15 protein-coding genes are annotated in these 16,321 nt (G+C 50.9%); 9 read left to right on the forward strand and 6 right to left on the reverse strand.

Annotation, left to right across the window (positions count from 1 at the left end; translation table 11 throughout):
* Positions 1–105: 105 nt before the first annotated feature.
* The 3 genes from FE848_RS18975 to FE848_RS14695 all read right to left on the reverse strand — a co-directional run bounded on the left by FE848_RS18975 (position 106) and on the right by FE848_RS14695 (position 3,310).
* A complete protein-coding gene (locus FE848_RS18975) occupies positions 106–753 on the reverse strand; it encodes a diguanylate cyclase domain-containing protein (RefSeq protein ID WP_200204591.1) in 648 nt (215 codons plus the stop codon).
* Positions 754–1,504: 751 nt separating this feature from the next.
* Positions 1,505–2,515, reverse strand: coding sequence for a hypothetical protein (locus tag FE848_RS14690; protein WP_200204594.1), 1,011 nt, complete (start codon positions 2,513–2,515; stop codon positions 1,505–1,507).
* A 591-nt stretch (positions 2,516–3,106) separates the two neighbouring features.
* Positions 3,107–3,310 carry a hypothetical protein gene (locus tag FE848_RS14695; RefSeq protein WP_200204597.1) on the reverse strand — a complete coding sequence of 68 codons (204 nt, stop codon included), beginning with the start codon at positions 3,308–3,310 and terminating at the stop codon, positions 3,107–3,109.
* A 66-nt stretch (positions 3,311–3,376) separates the two neighbouring features.
* Here FE848_RS14695 and FE848_RS14700 point away from each other — a divergent pair, with 66 nt between their 5' ends.
* Positions 3,377–4,240: a hypothetical protein gene (locus tag FE848_RS14700; protein WP_200204602.1), complete on the forward strand. Its 864-nt coding sequence runs from the start codon at positions 3,377–3,379 to the stop codon at positions 4,238–4,240.
* 39 nt (positions 4,241–4,279) lie between these two features.
* On the opposite strand, the gene FE848_RS14705 is transcribed toward FE848_RS14700, so the two are convergent.
* Positions 4,280–5,032 carry a hypothetical protein gene (locus FE848_RS14705; protein ID WP_061333261.1) on the reverse strand — a complete coding sequence of 251 codons (753 nt, stop codon included), beginning with the start codon at positions 5,030–5,032 and terminating at the stop codon, positions 4,280–4,282.
* Positions 5,033–5,351: 319 nt separating this feature from the next.
* Here FE848_RS14705 and FE848_RS14710 point away from each other — a divergent pair, with 319 nt between their 5' ends.
* Positions 5,352–5,912, forward strand: coding sequence for a recombinase family protein (locus FE848_RS14710; RefSeq protein WP_019677822.1), 561 nt, complete (start codon positions 5,352–5,354; stop codon positions 5,910–5,912).
* A gap of 2 nt (positions 5,913–5,914) precedes the next feature.
* Positions 5,915–8,884 carry a Tn3 family transposase gene (locus FE848_RS14715; RefSeq protein WP_200204615.1) on the forward strand — a complete coding sequence of 990 codons (2,970 nt, stop codon included), beginning with the start codon at positions 5,915–5,917 and terminating at the stop codon, positions 8,882–8,884.
* Here the strand turns inward: FE848_RS14715 and FE848_RS14720 are convergent.
* Positions 8,881–9,660 carry a PAS domain S-box protein gene (locus FE848_RS14720; protein WP_200204616.1) on the reverse strand — a complete coding sequence of 260 codons (780 nt, stop codon included), beginning with the start codon at positions 9,658–9,660 and terminating at the stop codon, positions 8,881–8,883. The two genes, FE848_RS14715 and FE848_RS14720, sit on opposite strands and share 4 nt — an antisense overlap.
* A 249-nt stretch (positions 9,661–9,909) precedes the next feature.
* Between FE848_RS14720 and FE848_RS14725 the strand changes: the two genes are divergently transcribed.
* The 3 genes from FE848_RS14725 to FE848_RS14735 are packed head-to-tail and all read left to right on the forward strand — an operon-like array spanning position 9,910 to position 11,305.
* Positions 9,910–10,515, forward strand: a complete 606-nt coding sequence (locus FE848_RS14725; RefSeq protein ID WP_200204617.1) for a hypothetical protein — start codon at positions 9,910–9,912, stop codon at positions 10,513–10,515.
* A complete protein-coding gene (locus FE848_RS14730; protein ID WP_200204618.1) occupies positions 10,488–10,742 on the forward strand; it encodes a hypothetical protein in 255 nt (84 codons plus the stop codon). The genes FE848_RS14725 and FE848_RS14730 overlap by 28 nt, the downstream gene beginning before the upstream one ends.
* 17 nt (positions 10,743–10,759) lie before the next feature.
* Complete coding sequence (locus FE848_RS14735; RefSeq protein ID WP_200204619.1) at positions 10,760–11,305, forward strand: hypothetical protein; 546 nt, start codon at positions 10,760–10,762, stop codon at positions 11,303–11,305.
* Between the two features lie 76 nt (positions 11,306–11,381).
* Here the strand turns inward: FE848_RS14735 and FE848_RS14740 are convergent, their stop codons facing one another.
* Complete coding sequence (locus FE848_RS14740; RefSeq protein WP_200204620.1) at positions 11,382–11,657, reverse strand: DUF6172 family protein; 276 nt, start codon at positions 11,655–11,657, stop codon at positions 11,382–11,384.
* Positions 11,658–12,131: 474 nt separating this feature from the next.
* Between FE848_RS14740 and FE848_RS14745 the strand changes: the two genes are divergently transcribed.
* Genes FE848_RS14745 through FE848_RS14755 form a run of 3 tightly spaced genes read left to right on the forward strand, consistent with a single transcriptional unit; the run spans position 12,132 to position 16,311 of the window.
* Positions 12,132–13,061: an ABC transporter substrate-binding protein gene (locus FE848_RS14745; RefSeq protein WP_200204621.1), complete on the forward strand. Its 930-nt coding sequence runs from the start codon at positions 12,132–12,134 to the stop codon at positions 13,059–13,061.
* A 47-nt stretch (positions 13,062–13,108) separates the two neighbouring features.
* The gene (locus FE848_RS14750) at positions 13,109–14,233 is read left to right on the forward strand and encodes a betaine/proline/choline family ABC transporter ATP-binding protein (protein WP_320159519.1); all 1,125 of its coding nucleotides are present in this window, start codon (positions 13,109–13,111) and stop codon (positions 14,231–14,233) included.
* Positions 14,234–14,250: 17 nt separating this feature from the next.
* On the forward strand, positions 14,251–16,311 hold the full coding sequence (locus FE848_RS14755; protein ID WP_200204622.1) for an ABC transporter permease: 2,061 nt from the start codon (positions 14,251–14,253) through the stop codon (positions 16,309–16,311).
* Positions 16,312–16,321 lie beyond the last annotated feature (10 nt).

Genomic DNA, 16,321 nt, shown 5'->3' on the forward strand with positions numbered 1-16,321 from the left:
GGTTACGGACTGCCGGACTTCGCAGAGGAACTCAACTACGGAGTCGATCTATCAACCATCTGAGGGTGGTATCAGATTGATGGGGTGAAGGTGCCCCATCAACCATTAAATCCGTATACCCGATATTTTCTGGGCAATCACCTGAAGAACTATGTCACCCACTGCATGACCATAACGATCATTGATCGGTTTGAACCTGTCCAGATCAAGGTACATGCAGGCAAACGTCGTTCCTTGGCGAATGGAGGTATTCAAAGCAACCTTAAATCGGTCGCTCAGGAGAAGCCGGTTAGGCAATTTGGTAAGTGAATCATTGCCTGCATAAAACCGTAGCGTTTCGTCTTTTATGCTGCGTTCGGACAAGTCGCTCAAAATTAGTGTAAAATGAGCGGCTGCATTTTCCGTTTTATTCACTTTCGTTATCGCAGCCCACGTAGCCTGAATGCCACCTTCTGCGTCCCGCAGCCATAACTCTCCGCGCCAGTTTCCATCCGCTTCCAATGCTGGCCAGATAGTCGACGCAAACAAACCTTCGGAACGGCTATCCAGGGAAATCTCATCAAGACGCCGGCCAACCCAAGCGGCCCTGTTATTCCGAATAATGCGCAAGAATGATTCGTTTACATCTTTAATCACGCCATTGGCATCGGCAATAACAATTGCCTCGCCACTGAATCGATAGACCGTAGACCATCGCCTTAACTGATTCTCCCGCTCTATTTGCTCAGTAACGTCGTTGAATGAAACAACCACCTTGGGGTCAGTTCACGAAACGGAAAAAATTGTACGCTAAGCCTTTGGCATCAATGATATCGACACCATTTTTTCCACAATTCATAAAGTTGCGCAGTAATTAGTCGACGACTGACCCTTGCTAAATAATTTTCATTTCAGCATGAGTTGTGCTTTAAAAATTCAATTCTGCAACTACACTCATTGGGCGAACAGAGCGAGAAATCCGCCGTTAATTCCAAGAGCGGGTACGCGAATGAATATCAGCTCTTAGGGGAATATTATGAGACAGATAAGACCATTACGTTAGATCTTTGCAGCTTTATTGTTTGCCACATCACTACCGACTCTCGCGGCGGCCACGACTATAGAGCTGGTGAATGACAGCAATTCAGATGAAACTTTAATCAGATCGAATACGTCTGGAATTGTGACACCTCCAGCGCCAGATCCGTTATTTGCGAACGATACCAGCGTTGTTGTATCAGAAACCCCCGGCACCGTTGATGCAGGTGCTTTCACTTATCAAAGCTGCAGATTTAACTGGTCGGTAATTAAAGTCGGATCTCTATACCAGTTCTCAGATGGAGCTGAGCCTGCATCGGATTGTGAATCACAAGTAATTCTACAAAACTTTATTACTGGTGAGTATTCTGTACGATTTACCGTAGAATAAATTTTTTTAAACTGATCTTACTAAAATTAATTCACTGTGTAACGTAGATATACATTGCACAGTGAATTATTTATAAGATATTGTCTTTTCGGCTATTTATTTAGTGAATTTGGGTACGTATAGCTCTCTGGTGGCGTTTATAGAATCATCCAACCTATTCTCGTAACCACTAAACCAAGACTGTTTTCGTATATCCTCCGCGTTCAGAATTTGACCCTCTGTAATACTTTTTGATCCAAACTTCTCTGCTGCATCCATAGCTTCATATAACAACATTATAAGAGGACTATCTGACATAAAATCCTCTGGTATCTCTCCGTTTTTGATTGACGCACTTTCATATGCTTTTTGAACGCCCGCGCGCTGGTGCGCATATTCAAAAGAGGTCCCTTTTTCCTCATTGCCTACAGCATCTAAAAATTCTATCCCAGCTTTGAACTTAGACGCCATATTCCCAACAAAAGGGTCGGAAAACTGATCCTTTTCGCTCGTCGGACCGCTGTAAAGTCCCATGGCAAGCCCCTGTTGTTGATTCATTTTATTACGAGCTATGGCCTGCTCATCTTTTGTGAACATTTCGCCTTGATTACTTGCAACAGCATAGAGTGCTCGCCTATCAAGCTCACCCAGTAACGAATTTCTGCTTTCTGCAGGTGCGTTATTTGGCGGATATGACTTTCCAATCGACTCCAGGCGCTCATAATTATTATCCATACTAGCGCGTGCATCTATCGCAACCTGGCTAAAATCTTTTCCAGCAGAAAATGTATCACGACCAGGCTCTTTGACACCTAATGCAATATTAGCAGCTGTAAATCCGTCATAGGTCGGCATAAACTGTTCGTAATAGCTAGGGGATTGACCGCCCCTGGACGCCTCTAGTGCTTTCCTGCCAGCATCTGAAATAGTAACGTCGTTATTACTATTTTCAGGACCAGCACTGTCCTTGATAGGTTTCTCTTCGACTCCAGATCCCGTTTTTTCCAAACTAGCGTATTTATTTTGCACTCCAAGTGGCTGGCTGCTTATGGTAGATATCACAACAATGCCTCCACTAAATACATATACGTGATTTGAACGAACCTTTGCATCAAGGTATGCACCCATTTTTTAAGCGTGGCGGACAATGGCCGCTTCTGCGTGCTTTGAAAGCCAAAGTTGGTTGACATCTCACTGATAACCATTCGAGAAAAACGCTGTTGGTTTGCCAATTGCAGTATGCAATTGACGCCCATACTCTAACCCCTTCGGAATACTCCCTACTCTTGTTATCGGGACTTACCGGAATAACTTTAGCTAATCGGTCAGCCTATCCAGCGGATTGCATCCGGCGTTTTGATCATTACCTAGTATAGTAGCTCCCTAGGCCCCCATAGACAAAATTCCTGAAATGCGAATAGATGTAGCGGCCCGCAAACATCGAGGCGAACCCACATTATTTGAGAATAGAGCACTCGGCTAGATCGGCAACCCAGCCTCCCGCATCTGCTCCATTAGCTCATGTGCCCGTGTCGCCTCCATATCCCTGGCTAGGAATCGCCTGATTTCGTCTAGCCACGGTGGCAATGCGCTTGCCTAAAGGATTTCAAAAGATAAATAACTGAAACAAAATGTTACTACCACTTTGAAGCCGTACCGGTTCGACCGGTTGAGCCCGCAGAGCGCCAGTCTAGTGTTAGCGGCCCAGCGGCGGCCGCTTCACAAACGCAAGCGAAAGTAACGACCAGCGCCATCACTCCACTCTGCACCACCCTTAATACGGGGACCATATATACCCTGGACAGTACCACGACAGGGGGCTCTTACTGCTATCACTTCGAAATAACCCAGCGCGCGAAAACCACGGTATTCCTGACCGGTCAGAATGCCAATACGGACTTCGCCCTGACACTGATCAAACATGAGGCAGATGATACGCTGACGTCACTGGGAACATCGGACCAACCTGGCAATGCCGATGAGGGGCTCTTGGCTCTCACTGAACCGGGTGACTACTATTGGTCTATGGACGCCAATGCCTCGGATGGCTCCGCCTTCCAATTTGGCGCAGTGGTGAACACGGCTGTAGATGCCAACGAACTGAATGACGCGGCAAGTCTATCAACACCGATTCCTGATGACCGGACCCCGATGGTTGGGAGTATGGACAGCGCCCAAGATATCGACTATTTCAGTTTCGTGGCGGAAAATGGACAGGATCTGCAGATCCAGTTCACGGACGCCTACGGCCAGAACGAATGGGTTATTGAGTACTTCACAGGCACCGTCTGGAATACTCTTGACGCGAATATGCTCTATAATTTGGGCAGTTTGCCAACGCCCTTTACCCTCAATGTTCGAATTTCTCCAAACCCGGCGGTGGCCGTGAATCCGGCGCACGATTATGAGCTGTTGGTAGGATCACGCGTTACTGCTTCTGACAGCGTCGATGTCGGAAGTGATGAAAATTTGGTTCGTATGAGCACTTCCCCTTTTCTGACTGACCAAGTGCATAATGAGTTGGATTGGTCCATACGAGTGCTGGACTCAAGTGGCAATCCTGTTGAGGGAGCAGAGGTGACTTTTAAATATTATACCGACGACATTCCATTGACAGGCGACACAGCGATCAGCAATTCGAGCGGTATCGCCGGTAATATCATCTCGTTGCCCGATTGCACTGGCAATTATTCCACCACGGACTATTCGGGTGGCTATACATGGCTGTCAGAGTTTAATGCAGGAAAGTGGTCGATTCGGGTGAAGGATACAGATCCGAACGAAGTCGGAGTCGGAGGCGACAACTATCCCGCAGTGACCTTGGGGCACATCTGCGATCAGACCATCCAGTAAATACCTGAGGCCCAAGCACTGCTTGGGCCTTGTCTTCTCTTACAGCGAGATCAGTCCAAAGTCTGCTGGCTTGGCATATCCGATGGGCGCATTCGCACTGATCTGGTCCAACAAAGCGCGCCCGCCATAAGGGAAATGACGCTCGTAATCAGTGGGATCTATCGGGTTCAGGTCATAGCTTCCGCCTGGTTCGTGCACTTGCAGGTAGGAACGAAGATCAACAATATCCCCAAAATTCCCCTGGGATACATCGAATCGGCCGATACCGTTACTCACACCGGCTGGCCCTCGATCCAGCTCCAGCGCCCGAATCATCGTAGAAGCCACCTGGTTGGCCTGATATTCGACATCTGCTATCGAGAGCGCGTCCTTGAGGGTTGCGCGGTCTTCAGTCGATAGGGCATCACTGCCTTCCGAAATTACTAATGAACCGTTTGACACTGAAAACCCCCAATCCTTTTCTTGCAGATCGGGTGATAGAGACTCCATTGCCATCTCATAAGTACGCTTGAGACCAGCTGACGCCGTGGCGACACCAGTGGACAACGCCACCATCATCTCATCCAACCTGGCATTGGTCGCCTCATGACTTTCTTGCGGCATCTTGTATATTTTATCAATAACATGGCCGCCAGTATTGAGAGGGTTATCTTTCGCTCCATGGTAAACCACCGATGGCACCTCACTGATCTGAACCCCCGCATCAATTCGCGTTTCGCGGACGATCCTGGCGGAGCCATTCGAGTACACCCCTTGTTGACTTGCCGATTGCGATAGGTGACTGATGTCCATCCTTGTTCCTCCTTCAAAAGACTCTTCTAGTTATCGGAAGCTCCCGGAAGAACTTTAGTGAATCAATCGTCCAAATGATCCGGCAGTATGCAAGTGGCATTTCGATCCCAGCCTAGTTCGTGTTCAGAGTCTTCGCAAAAAAAATCCTCCGAGTTTAATGTGCAGCCTGCCGGTATTCGCTGTCAGTTTGAACTACACCCTAACCAGGCGTCAGGCATTGAGTGGTACATGCGTCAGAATAGGGTGGTATATAGAAATAGTTGACGTTTGTTGCGAGGGGTCTTAGAGTTCTCTTGACACTTCGACGGGGGAGCGGGTTTTGAAAGGTCAGCGCATCGGTTATATCCGAGTCAGCAGTCTTGATCAAAATCCGGAACGCCAGCTTGAGCAGGTCGCGGTTGATCGGGTGTTCACGGACAAAGCGTCCGGCAAGGATACCCAACGCCCCGAGTTGGATCGACTGATCACCTTTGTCCGCGAAGGCGATACCGTCGTCGTCCATAGCATGGACCGTCTCGCGCGCAACCTTGACGACCTGCGTCGCCTGGTCCACACGTTGACCCAACGGGGTGTCCGCATCGAATTCATCAAAGAAAGCCTGACTTTCACCGGCGAAGCGTCGCCGATGGCCAATCTCATGCTTTCCGTCATGGGCGCATTTGCCGAGTTCGAGCGTGCATTGATACGCGAGCGGCAGCGCGAAGGCATCGCACTGGCTCGAAAGCGTGGAGCGTATCGCGGTCGCAAGAAAGCCCTCTCTCCCGAAAAGATCGTCGAACTCCGGCAGCGCGTTGCAAACAGTGAACAAAAGGCGGCGCTGGCCCGTGAATTCGGCATCAGCCGCGAGACGCTGTACCAATACCTGAAAACGGTTGACTGACTATGCCCCGCCGTCGCCTATTGACCGCCGCTGAGCGGGATAGCTTGCTCTCGTTTCCAGAGACGGACGACACGCTCATCCAACACTACACTTTCTCCGAATCGGACTTGTCGGCGATTCGGCAGCGGCGTGGCCCGCACAACCGATTCGGTTTCGCGGTCCAGTTATGTTATCTGCGCTATCCCGGTATCGCGCTACCCACCAATGCCGAGCCACCAGCCTCCTTATTAACGCTCATCGGCCAGCAGTTGAGCATTGGGCCTGAGATTTGGCCGCGCTACGCCAAGAGGCCTGAAACGCGACGGGAGCATCTGGTCGAATTGCAGGCCTGGTTGAACCTGTCTTCGCTCAGCGGCGATGACTACCGGCGGTTTATTGACTCCATTGTCGACCTGGCCCAACAAACGGATCGCGGCATCGTTCTGGCTGAAGCGCTGGTCAAGTTGCTTAGACAACAACGCATCATTTTGCCGCCGCTGGATGTCATCGAACGCATGTGCAGCGAAGCGCTCACGCGAGGCACCCGACTCGTGTATGAAACGTTAACCGCGCTATTGACCAATCAGCATCGCCGCGCCTTCGAGCAGTTGCTGGCGATTCGCAAGGATATGTCGAGTAGTGCACTCGTCTGGCTGCGCCAGTCTCCCGGACCACCGAGGCCCAAACATATTCTGTTCCACCTCCAACGATTACAGACCGTGCGCGAGCTCAACCTCCCGGTTGGGCTTGAACATACCATCCACCAGAACCGTCTGCTGAAGCTCGCCCGTGAAGGCGGGCAAATGACCGCCCAGCACTTGCGGGACCTTGAATCGAGCCGTCGCTACGCCACACTAGTGGCAATCATACTCGATACACGAGCCACGCTGATTGACGAGATCATTGACCTACATGATCGCTTTATGGGCTCGCTGTTCAGCAAGGCCAAGCGTACACATGCTGAGCGCTTCCAGCGCTCCGGCAAGGAAATTAATAATAAGGTACGTCTGTACTCGCGTGTTGGGCGCGCACTGCTCGATGCCAAACAGACCGGAAGCGATCCGTATGCCGCCATTGAGGCGATCATGCCATGGGAGGTATTCAGTGCAAGCATCACCGAAGCGGAAAAGCTGGCCCAGTCAGAAGACTTCGATTACCTCGCTTTAATTGGTAGTGGCTTCAACTCGCTGCGGCGTTACACGCCGACGCTTCTGGATGCACTGGATATGAAGGCCGCACCGGCGGCGCGCGAGTTACACGCCGGGATCGAGCTGCTAAAGAACATGAATCAGCACCAGTCTCGTAAAGTGCCGGATGACGCCCCGACTGGCTTTATCCGCAAGCGCTGGGAAAGTCTGGTGTACACACCGGACGGAATTGACCGACGCTTCTATGAACTGTGCGCGCTATCCGAGCTCAAAAATGCGCTACGTTCCGGGGACATCTGGGTCCAGGATTCGCGGCAGTTTAAGGATTTCGAGGATTACCTGTTGCCGCCGACACGGTTCGAGGGTCAGCGTGAAGATCGAAAGCTCGGATTGGCGGTTGAAACGAATTGCGATAACTACTTGGAATCGCGATTGGCAACGCTGGACCAGGAGTTGATCACCGTAGAACGCCTGGCCTTCGCCGACCAGTTACCCGATGCAGGTATCTCACCCTCGGGCCGCCTAAGAATCACGCCATTGGACAACGCCGTGCCTGATGCGGCGGAAGCGCTGATGCAACAGGCCTATAGTCGGTTGCCGCACTTGAAGATCACCGAACTGTTGTTGGAAGTCGATAACTGGACGGGCTTCACGCAACACTTCACTCACCTCAAAAGCGGCGCAACCGCTGGGGATCGACAGCTACTACTCACGACGATCCTGGCTGATGCGATCAACCTGGGGCTATCCAAGATGGCTGAGTCCTGCCCTGGCACCACCTACGCTAAGCTGACGTGGCTCCAGGCGTGGCACATACGCGATGAAACGTATTCAGCGGGATTGGGGAGCCTGGTCAACGCTCATTCTCGCCAATCGTTCGCCGCATACTGGGGTGATGGCACCACGTCATCATCGGATGGCCAGAACTTCAAAGCCGGCGGTCGCGGTCAATTTGCTGGCCATGTAAATTTGAAATACGGTCAGGAGCCGGGCGTACAGTTCTACACGCATATCTCGGACCAGTACGCGCCGTTTCATTCCAAGGTCATTAACTCCACTGTTCGCGATGCCACTCATGTTCTGGATGGTTTGCTGTACCACGAGTCCGACCTTCGGATAGAGGAGCACTATACGGACACGGCTGGCTTTACCGATCATGTGTTCGCCTTGATGCACTTGCTTGGGTACCGCTTCGCCCCGCGTATTCGTGATTTAGCCGACCGTCGTCTGTACATAAATGGTGACACAAAACAGTATCCGACACTCGCAGGCCTAATCGGCGGTCGCATCAACGTAAAACACATTCGGACGCATTGGGACGAAATCCTTCGTTTGGCGGCATCGATTAAGCAGGGCACTGTCACCGCATCACTGATGCTGCGCAAGCTCGGGAGCTATCCGCGTCAGAATGGCCTCGCGATCGCATTGCGCGAGCTGGGCCGCATTGAGCGAACATTATTCGCACTCGACTGGATGCAAAACGTCGAACTGCGTCGCCGCGTGCAGGTTGGTTTGAATAAGGGCGAGGCTAAGAACGCGCTGGCTCGTGCCGTCTTCCTGAACCGGCTCGGTGAACTCCGCGATCGCAGTTACGAGAATCAACGCTACCGTGCAAGCGGACTCAATCTCGTCGTCAGCGCTATTATCCTTTGGAATACGGTTTATATGGAGCGGGCGGTTCAAGCACTGCGCGAAGACGGCCGGGATATCGACGAGACGCTTCTGCGGCATCTTTCTCCCTTGGGCTGGGAGCACATCAACCTGACCGGCGACTATATCTGGCAGCAGGACAAACAGGTCGAACAAGGAAAGTACCGATCGTTACGAACACTGCAGAGGTCTTAGCGTACGATTTTTTCCGTTTCGTGAGCTGACCCCACCTTGGCCCGCCCAGGCTCTTCACAACCTTCAGAGTGGACTGATCGGGAATTGATGGAAATCCAGCGGTATGAGTTCCATTGGGAATTATGAACACCCATCAACACTTTGCTGCATGCCTCTCCCGAACGCAGAGTAATCGACGCAGGATGCTCCTCTGGAGGGAATGGAGTCCCGTCGGGATGAATTGATTGCCAGTGCGGATCTCTAGGCGCCCTGCCCGCTAGCTCATCTGTGCTCATGCCAAGGATGTCGGCTGCCCGTGGGTTGTGCGCGATGATTCGGCCTGCTTCGTCATGGACAACAACCCCTTCTTCCAGGCTATCCATAGCAACTCGATATAGGGCCTCACTCTTGGCCAGTTCGTGCTCAAGACTGACCTGCTCTGTGACGTCTCTGGATATCGTCTGAAGCTCCAGAACTTCACCTTTGTCATTCTCGATTGGCTGGGTAAGCGTTTCGAACCAGATGTACTTTCCCGAAGCGTGGCGGATGCGATAACGGATCCGGATATTTCCTTCCCCGGTTACCGCGGGCTGATGGGTTTTACTTCGGATAAGTTTCTTGTCGTCCGGGTGGAACAGGTCATAAGGGTTTGTTCCGACAAGCTCCTCTGGGTCGTAGCCGAGAATCCTTTTTACGGATGGGCTGACCCATACATAAAGCCCATCCAATGAATGGAGCGCCACGAAATCACTCATGTTCTGAGCTACACGCTCGTAGACACTGTCGGTTAGGGGCATTGGTAAGTGCGGCCGAAGTTGTTGACTCAACGTTTCAATCTTTCGTGGGAATTTACCCTACTACAGGAGGGAATACTAATGACTGACGTTAGCCGCTCATGTTGCCATTTGTTCCTGGTGTCTCCAAGGTGCACTTGTTCATGACTTTTTCTTGCGAATGGGTGGGGCTATACTAAATTAATAGTAAGTACATTCACTTGTTGGTCAGGCCGTGCTGCCACTCCACGGAACGTTCAGAGGCCTGAATTTATGACAATTAAAAAACTGCTGCCACTCACCTTTGCATTCATTGCAATCGGCACTGCCCTTGCTTCAACACCGGCATACTCGGCCACACTTGATGCCAGAACCACCCCTCCTGACCGTGGAATGCTTCAACTCGGTGCATTGTTCGTTTTTGATTCGGACACAACCTTTTCTGCTAGCGGCTCCAACTTGGGGCTTGGCACGACGATCGACTTTGAGGAAGACCTGGATGGCGACTCCGCAATAACCACCCCAACCCTGGAGTTTTATTACCGGTTCACAGACCACCACAGAATCGAGTTGGGAGCGTTCCAGTTGGAGCGCAAAGGCAGCCAGGTATTGAACAGAAGCTTCACGTTCAAGGATCGAACATTTTCGACGAGCAACCAGGTGGACAGTCGAATTCAAAACAACATTTACAAGCTGGCGTATGGATATAGTTTCTACCACTTGGACAAAGTTGAGCTGGCAATATCTGCAGGGCTCACCGTGTTGGACTATGAGGTCGAACTGGTATCCGCTGTCGGGGGAATCACAGAAGCTGCATCGACGACGGCCCCCATGCCCGTCTTCGGTTTAGAATGGACTATTCGGTTACACCACGCCTGACCGCCAGATTCCGTACTGACAGTTTCTACTTCGACTTTGAAGACAAGGTTCGTGGTTCACTACTCGATATCCAGGTAGGCTTGGAATATCGCGCACTTGATAGCTTTGCTCTGGGTGCCTCGCTATCGCGTCTGGCGATTGCTGTCGATGTGAATGATGCAAAGTTCAAAGGTCGTGTAGATGATCTTTATCGCGGCGCCCGACTATATGGCGCATTCTTCTTTTAAATACTGAGAGAACAACAATGTACAAGCGTCGTGCACTATTCAAGGCCCTGCTCGTCTGCGGCGCCGGCACACTTTCACTCACAGGTTGTGCGGTGGGTGGCTCGCCCAAGCTTGGCGTTGATGATCCCTGTGCGAGCCTGAAGGCTATAACGGCTGACTACGAGAACGGATTCGAAAAAATCAAAGGATCCGGATCTAACTACCCTTCTTTCAGGCTTTATACGGCCAAGGTTGAACTCGTTAAGGGACATTGCGAAATTTGGGAATGGGCCGGGGGTGAACTAGCCTATGCCTGTTCGGCAACCACACCGCAAAGTGAAGTAGCCGCACAGCGCTATTCCGTAACGAAAGACTTCGTTCAGTCATGCGTGGGTAGCAGTTGGCAGCAAAAAGAAATAGAGCGGGAGCAAGACGGAAACCGCTTGGGGCCGGCAACAATCTTTACCTCACCTTCGGTACCCGGGCTTGTTATATCCGTCCAGAACAATGTGCCGCCCAAAGCCCTCCGACAGCTTCAGAGCAATGTTCTTTACATCGGAAGTAAAGGGAAGAACCCACTATAGGGTTCTTTCAAGTTACTGCGAAGCCGCCTCTGTTAACGCGCGGCATTGCTGTACTACCTGAGGATACTAACTAGCTTCAGCCGGCCATGGGCTTTGGCGTGATTTCCACATAAATCGTCATGATTTTATTTTCAACAAGATCATCTATGTGGCTCATGAGTGCTGATAGCTCCACATCAACGGCCGCTTCTTCCGATTGACCAAACTTGCAATCGAAACCCCAGTATTTCACGCCTTCTGGCAGGGGCTTTTTGCGTTCATTTTTCAAAAACTTTTTGATGTCGTGCTTTATCGAATCGACGAGGCGCGGCACTTTGATTTTAGGGTGGTCTAACTTAAAGGTCTTTTTCATTGGAGTCCTGCTGAAATTGGCAGCTGTTGTAGGTGCTGGCGAAGTTTAATGGCGCGCAGTGTAAAGGCTGCAGAGAGATTCTACCACTACTTGCAAAGCCTCAGGGTTACGAGAGCTCCAGAGCCCGAACATCCGGCTCGCTTCCCCTATTCGGGTTGGTTTCCAGAAGCAGCGAAAACGCGGAAGCCGCAGATGTGTTAGGGTGCCTCCCCTGATATGCAGTTTACCAAGTGTTTTTCTATTGCTTGGGACATTCGAGCGCTTCCTTCCGGCGTTTTCTCGAAAATTTGGCATTCAGACTGGCGGCCTATCCGTCTCCGGCCTTCTGTTTCTCTCCACAGTTGCTGCTCTCATCACTTTACACCATCGGTTAACCCGAATCTGGTACGACGTACTGCTGCCCTCCCCCTGGCTTGACCGTGTTCGGTCAAAGCTTCGAGCTTTTTCATTTAACAATTCTATTCGGAGATGTGCATGAAATTATTGAACAAATTTGCTACTGCTGTCGCAGCCAGCGCCTTGATACTTGGCGCTACCGTTGCTCAGGCAGACTCGAAAGAGCCTATTGTGATTGCCACCCATAACTGGACCAGCCAAATCACCATGGCTTACGTTATTGGCGGTATCTTTGAAAGCATTGGCAATAACGTTTCTTACGTGCCGGCAGATAGCCAAGCGGTTTATGAGTCAGTTCGTACAGGCGACGTCACTATTGCTCATGAGATTTGGCAGTCGACTTTTGGCAAGTCGTTCAACAACGCGCTAGACGCTGGTGGCATCATTGATGTGGGAACCCACGCTTCCGCTACTCAAGAAGAGTGGTGGTACCCCGCCTATGTAGGCGAGCTATGCCCTGGCTTGCCTTCGTGGGAAGCACTCAACGAATGTTCTGATCTGTTTACAACAGCCGGCAGTGGCGGCAAAGGGCGTTATCTCGACGGCCCTCTGGACTGGCACGGACAGGAAACCCTGGATCGTATCGAAGCACTTGGCATGAACTTTACCGCTAAGTTTGCCGGGTCTTCAGGTGCACTTTGGGCAGAGATGGAATCGGCCGCTAAAGACAACCGTGCTGTTGTGGTATTCAACTGGTCACCTAATTTCACCGATGCCGGTGATGGTGGCAGCTTCGTTGAATTCCCTGCTTATAGTGATGGCTGTAAGAAGTCAGATGGCGGCGATGGCAAGTGTGGCTCCCCACCCGCAGGTTGGTTGAAGAAAGCCGCTTACTATCAAATGCCAGCAAAATGGCCAACGGCGTACAAAATCTTCAACAACATTTCCTTCACTAAAACCGATATTGGAAACATGGCTGCATTGGTTGACATCGATGGCTTGAGCCACGAAGAAGCCGCCATTAAATGGCTGGCAGATAACGAAGCAACCTGGAAAAGCTGGTTATAAGTTAAGCCCTGGGACCTGGGTGCGCTGCATTCAGGTCCAGCTTTCTGGTGTTCTATTCAACGCCAGAACAGAAACCTTGCCGCTGTTTATTAGCGCCTCTTTTTTATCGGGATTCAATTATGTCGACACCCATTCAGCCGGTGATCAAGTGTGAGTCTGTCTATAAAATTTTCGGCGAAAACGCTGCAAAAATATTGAAGCAGTCGGGCGGAAAAGTAGACACAAAATCGTTGCTTGAAGCAGGGTGTGTCATTGGCGTTAACAATGCGTCTTTTGAAGTGCACAAAGGCGAAATGCTCGTTGTCATGGGCCTGTCAGGTTCAGGGAAATCCACCCTTTTGCGCTGTATTTCACGCTTGATCGCCACCACTGCGGGCAATATCTATATTGACGGCGAAGACCTGCTTGCCATGAATGCAAAAGAACTCATAAGCATTCGTCGTAACAAAATGGGCATGGTATTCCAGAGTTTTGCGCTCCTGCCCCACAAAACAGTTCTGGAAAACATTGCCTTGCCGTTGCAAGCAAAAGGCATGAACACCGGCGACAGCATGAGCCGGGCGATGGATATGGTAAACCTGGTAGAACTCACGGGTTGCGAGAACGATTTCCCGCGCCAGCTCTCTGGTGGTCAACAACAACGCGTGGGCATTGCTCGCTCGCTGGCCGTGGAACCAGACATCTGGTTTCTCGATGAGCCATTTTCAGCTCTGGACCCTTTGATTCGCAGAGAAATGCAAGATGAGTTCTTACGCTTACAACGTAAATTGAATAAAACCATCCTGTTCGTTACCCACGACTTTGACGAAGCATTACGACTTGCCGACCGCATTGCGATCATGAAAGACGGCGTTATCGAACAGCTTGATACCCCAGCTAACATCGTTCTCAACCCAGCAACGGAATACGTCGCAAAATTCACCCGTGGGGTGCCGCGAGAACGCGTGCTTTCGTGCCAGGCCATCATGGGAAAATATGATGCCACTGAGGAGATGAGCGACATCGTTGTCTCTAAAGACGCCATTATAGAAACCATCGCAAAATCCGTGCTAACCGAACAAAAGCCTGTAGCTGTTACTGATGCGGGGGGCGAGATTGTTGGCGTTTTAAACCGCAACACCATAATAAGCGTCTTGTTTGATGAAGCGAACAGCGTGCCGGTTAACAACTAAGTCGTGAGCCTAGCCTGATGCGATATTTTACTGAACATAAATGGACCCAGTTTGTCGCCCTGTTGGCGGTATTCTTTGCTCTTGTAATGGCCATCGATCCCGCCACAGATGGCAACCTTTGGCGCCTGCAAGAAACCATGTTCTGGCGACTGCCTGACATTGTTAACGATGGCCTTAAGTACCTCATCAATGACTGGTGGATTGTAGAGATTTACGATGCTGAGTTAGACCTCACTGAAGAGTCCACCATGATGAAGGAGTTTACCCGCACCCTATCCGGGGCGATTCTCTTCAGTATCAATCTGATTCGTGAGCTTCTACTCGGTGGCGTTAAGACTGTTGTGGCCTTTACCAGCTGGGACTTCATTAGCGAAAACAAGTGGGCTCGAATCCCTGCACTGCCCTGGCCTGCTGTAGCGGCTGGCGCATTTTTAGCGGGGCACTATCTGGGCGGCCGCAGCCTCTCGGTTTTGGCTGGCGCCAGTACCATCTACATTGCTGTATTTGGTCAGTGGACACCCGCCATGCAGACCCTGTCCTTTGTTTTAGTGGCTGTGCCCTTATCCGTTGTTTTGGGATTAGCTTTAGGGATCGCCGCTTTCAAGAACAAAACCTTCGAATCCATCCTGGCGCCACTGCTGAATGTGGCTCAGTCCATACCTCACTTCGCTTACTTGATACCCGTGGTGGTGTTCTTCGGCATTGGTGACCATGCAGGTGCTATTTCAACGGTCATTTTTGCCACCCCGCCAATGATCCGCCTGACTATTCTAGGTCTAAAAAAAGTCTCTCCAGAAGTGCTGGAAGCTGGTTTGATGAGCGGTTGCAGCCCTCGCCAACTCATGTTCAGAGTGCTGATTCCTACAGCGCGCCATGACATTCTGATGGGTGTTAACCAGGTCATCATGCAGTGTTTGGCAATGGTGGTCATTGCATCGTTTATTGGCGCAAAGGGGTTGGGCTACGACCTGCTTGTGTCCTTGAACATGCTCAACATAGGCAGGGCCCTGGAACTTGGTGTGTCTATCGTTTTGATCGCTGTGGTTTTGGATAAGTTATCCCTGGCTTGGGCTAACAAACAAATCGATTACTTTGCCGACCAGCCATTCCATGTGCGTCACAAGTATTCGTTGGCCTTCCTTGGGATTCTGATCGCTACTTCTGTTATTGCCTATGCTGTGTCGATGGTTTTCCCGGACAAGGGCAACTACTTCTACTTCATTCATGAATCACAAGGTTTCACCACCGAAGCGTTCTGGGACGGAATTGTAGACTGGATTATCACCAACACTTACGGCAGCGTTCAGAGCTTTAACTTCTTTATGATCACCTCAATTTTGATGCCGATGAAAGGGGCTTACCTGGCGATGCCGGTGGCTGCTACCTTGTTCCTGGTTGCAGGTGCGGGCTACATTGTTGGTGGCCTTCGTTCCGCTATTGTTGTGACAGCTTTCATTGCGTTTATTGCCTTAACACCCTGGTGGGACCGTGCGCTCATTACAGCCTACATGACCACCTTTGCAGTCATCATTTCTGTCATTATCGGGTGCAGTGTCGGCATTCTGTGTTCACGCAGCCCTCGGGCAACAAAAGCTATATTGCTGGTTTGTGATACCTTCCAAACGTTCCCGTCGTTCGTTTACCTGATTCCAGTCATCATGCTGTTTGGCGTGAGCGATCTATCAGTGCTTATTGCGGTAATTGTATACGCAACGATCCCCGCCACACGCTATACCGTAGAAGGATTGAGCAAGGTGCCTCAATCTTTGCAAGAGGCAGGATCTATGTCTGGGGTTAACCGCACCCAGCGCCTATTACAAATTGAACTGCCTTTGGCGTTCCCTCATATCATGCTGGGCATCAACCAGACCGTTATCTTCGCTTTGTTTATGGTGATCATCGGTGCCTTCATTGGTACCGACGATTTGGGCCAGCTCATCATGCAAGCTTTGTCACAAGCTAACGGGATGGGCCAAGCTATTGTTCTCGGCTTATGTGTTGCCTTTATAGGCTTAGCCGTAGACCACTTGATTCTTACCTGGGCAAAGCAGCGTAAGAACTCTCTGGGGATCGCTTAGGCGCGCGCAG

The sequence above is a fragment of the Marinobacter sp. 1-3A genome, assembly GCF_016597775.1.
Taxonomy (GTDB): domain Bacteria; phylum Pseudomonadota; class Gammaproteobacteria; order Pseudomonadales; family Oleiphilaceae; genus Marinobacter; species Marinobacter xiaoshiensis.